Genomic DNA, 2,454 nt, shown 5'->3' on the forward strand with positions numbered 1-2,454 from the left:
GGGTGCCGGCCGCCCGGGGGGTGTTTCACGTGAAACACCCCCGGGGCCGCAGACCCTGTTTCACGTGAAACACCGGCCGGAAGGCAGTTTGTACACTTTTTGTTCATACAATATGGGGCTTTCGGCCGATCATCCACCCGGAAAGAACGAAAAGGGGTGAAAATCTAGGCCAGCAGGCCGGCCAGCACGGCGGCGGCAGCCAGCATCTGCAGCAGGTTCACGATCATGCTGGCGCGATGCAGCCGGGCGAAGGCCCGCGCGGCGGCGGCCTCCCCCGCCTCTTTCGCCGGACGCAGGCTTTCCAGGCGCGGCAGCAGGCCCTGGCGCAGCAGGGCCGCGGCGGCGGCCACGAAAGCCATGACACCGCCCTCCTGCGGATGGTCGGCGATGGCCAGCGTCAGCGCCGCCGCCGCGCCGAGGCCGATGACGACAAGATAATAGACCGGGAACAGCGCCCGCATCAGCCGCGCGGCCTCGGGCCGTGCCAGCGTGGCGAACACCACCGGCGCCACGACGAAGGAGAAGAAGGCCATGGCGCCCAGCAGCAGGGAGCGGCAAAGGCGGCGGTCAGGACCGGCAGCGGCATGACGGCAGAGTGACGGCAGATGCGATGGCTGGCAATTGACTCCGTGACAATTGCCGCGTTGACCCTGCCCCACGCTGTCTGCAATCTGCCGGCCCATGACCCGTGACAACCGTCTGCTGCAGATCGCGCGCTATCCGGTGAAGGGCCTGACCGCCCAGCCGCTGGACGAGGCCGCCCTCACACCCGACCAGCCGATTGCCGGCGACCGCCGCTTCGCGCTGGCCCATGGCGGCTCGGCCTTCGATCCGGCCGCGCCCGCCTTCCAGAAGAAGGCGCATTTCCTGACCTGGGTGCGCAACCCGGCGCTGGCCGCGCTCGACTGCCGCTTCGATGCCGGCGGCACGAAAATCAGCATCAGCCGCGACGGCATCGAGATGGTGCGCGATGCCGACCTCGCCTCGCCGCTCAGCCGCGGCGCCGTCGAGCAGGCCGTGCTGCAGCATATGGGCGAGGCCGCGCGTGGCAGCGTGCGCATCGCCGAGGCGCCGGGCGTGTGGTTCGCCGATGTGCCGCCGCCCTATCTGTCGATCCAGAACACGGCGACGCTGGCCACCATCGCCGCGCGGCTCGGCCAGCCCGGCTTCGACTGGCGCCGCCTGCGCGGCAACCTGCTGGTCGACGGCCCCGAGCCCTGGGCCGAACTCGGCTGGACCGGCGCCGAACTGCAGATCGGCGAAGCCGTGCTGAAGGTCGAGGAGATCATCGGCCGCTGCGCCGCCACCCATGTCCATCCCGATACCGGCCTGCAGGACACCGATGTGCTCGGCGCGCTGCGCGACGGCTGGGGCCACAACAAATGCGGCGTCTATGCCCGCGTGGTGAAGGGCGGCCGCATCCGCACCGGCGACCGGGTGATGCGGGTCGGCTGATGACGCGGGCGCCGAACCTGCCGGCATCCAATCTGCCGGTCACCCGCCACGGCTTCACCCGCGACGGGCTGGCGCTGTCGTATCTCGATTTCGGCGGCCCGGCCGAACGCACCCTCGTCTGCCTGCATGGCCGCTCGGGCTGCGCGCGCAACTTCGTGCCGCTGGCCCAGGCGCTGGGCAATGCCTTCCGCATCGTCGCGCTGGACCAGCGCGGCCATGGCTGGAGCGGCCACAGCGCCGACGGCAGCCGCGCCGCCTTCGTGGCCGATGCCGCCACCCTGATCCGCCGGCTCGATTGCGGCCCGGTGCTGCTGCTCGGCCATTCGCTCGGCGGCGTCAATGCCTACCAGACGGCGGCGCGGCATCCGGATCTGGTGCGCGCGCTGGTCGTCGAAGACATCGGCTGCCGCTTCGGCCCGCCCGAGGCGGAAGAAAGCTGGCCGACCCGCTGGGCCACGCTCGACCAGTTCCTCGCCTTCATGCAGGCGACGCCGATCGGCATCAACCGCCTGCTGCTGGATTCCCTGCATGAATTCGACGACGGCTGGGGCTTCCGCTTCAGTGACGAGAATTACCGGCCGATGCGCGCCGCACTGACCGGTGACTGGAGCGCCGACTGGGCCGCCATCGCCTGCCCGGTGCTGCTGCTGCGCGGCGAGACGAGCTGGGCATTGCCGGCCGACGAGGCGGCGCGCATGGCGGCGCTCAATCCGCGCTGCGAATTGCAGAGCTTCGATGCCGGCCATGTGATCCACGACGACCGCCCGGCCGAGTTCGCCGCCGCCCTGCGCGATTTCTTCAGCCGCCACGGCTGACCGCGCGCCCTCCGTCCCGCCGCTAGACCTGCTGCCCGATCATGCCGGGGCGGATGGCGCTGGCTGGTGCAACCCAGAATATCGGAGTGGGCGTCCCCCGTTCAGCGCGTGCCTGCATATATGGCGGGCGCGCATATTCCGGCCTGTTCCGCATATACCGGCACCGTTGCGCCGCCCGCCCGGA

Annotated in this window: 3 protein-coding genes; 2 read left to right on the plus strand and 1 reads right to left on the minus strand. The window is 70.4% G+C overall.

The genetic code is table 11. The annotated features are described in order from the left end of the window. Nucleotides 1-164 precede the first annotated feature (164 nt). Nucleotides 165-683, minus strand: coding sequence for a DUF4149 domain-containing protein (locus ACEQZY_RS19760; RefSeq protein ID WP_370156642.1), 519 nt, complete (start codon nt 681-683; stop codon nt 165-167). Between ACEQZY_RS19760 and ACEQZY_RS19765 the strand changes: the two genes are divergently transcribed. Further along, nucleotides 682-1,455, plus strand: a complete 774-nt coding sequence (locus ACEQZY_RS19765) for an MOSC domain-containing protein (RefSeq protein ID WP_341704789.1) — start codon at nt 682-684, stop codon at nt 1,453-1,455. The genes ACEQZY_RS19760 and ACEQZY_RS19765 overlap by 2 nt on opposite strands. Then, nucleotides 1,455-2,270, plus strand: a complete 816-nt coding sequence (locus tag ACEQZY_RS19770; protein ID WP_370156644.1) for an alpha/beta fold hydrolase — start codon at nt 1,455-1,457, stop codon at nt 2,268-2,270. The genes ACEQZY_RS19765 and ACEQZY_RS19770 overlap by 1 nt, the downstream gene beginning before the upstream one ends. Nucleotides 2,271-2,454 lie beyond the last annotated feature (184 nt).

Origin of the sequence: Ferrovibrio sp. (genome assembly GCF_964218355.1) — a bacterium.
Classification (GTDB): Bacteria; Pseudomonadota; Alphaproteobacteria; order Ferrovibrionales; family Ferrovibrionaceae; genus Ferrovibrio.

Excerpts from the sequence above, each read along its gene's own strand:
- ACEQZY_RS19765 (WP_341704789.1), top strand. The coding sequence starts at position 682 with ATGACCCGTGACAACCGTCTGCTGCAGATCGCGCGCTATCCGGTGAAG.
- ACEQZY_RS19770 (WP_370156644.1), top strand. The coding sequence starts at position 1,455 with ATGACGCGGGCGCCGAACCTGCCGGCATCCAATCTGCCGGTCACCCGC.
- ACEQZY_RS19760 (WP_370156642.1), bottom strand. The coding sequence starts at position 683 with ATGGGCCGGCAGATTGCAGACAGCGTGGGGCAGGGTCAACGCGGCAAT.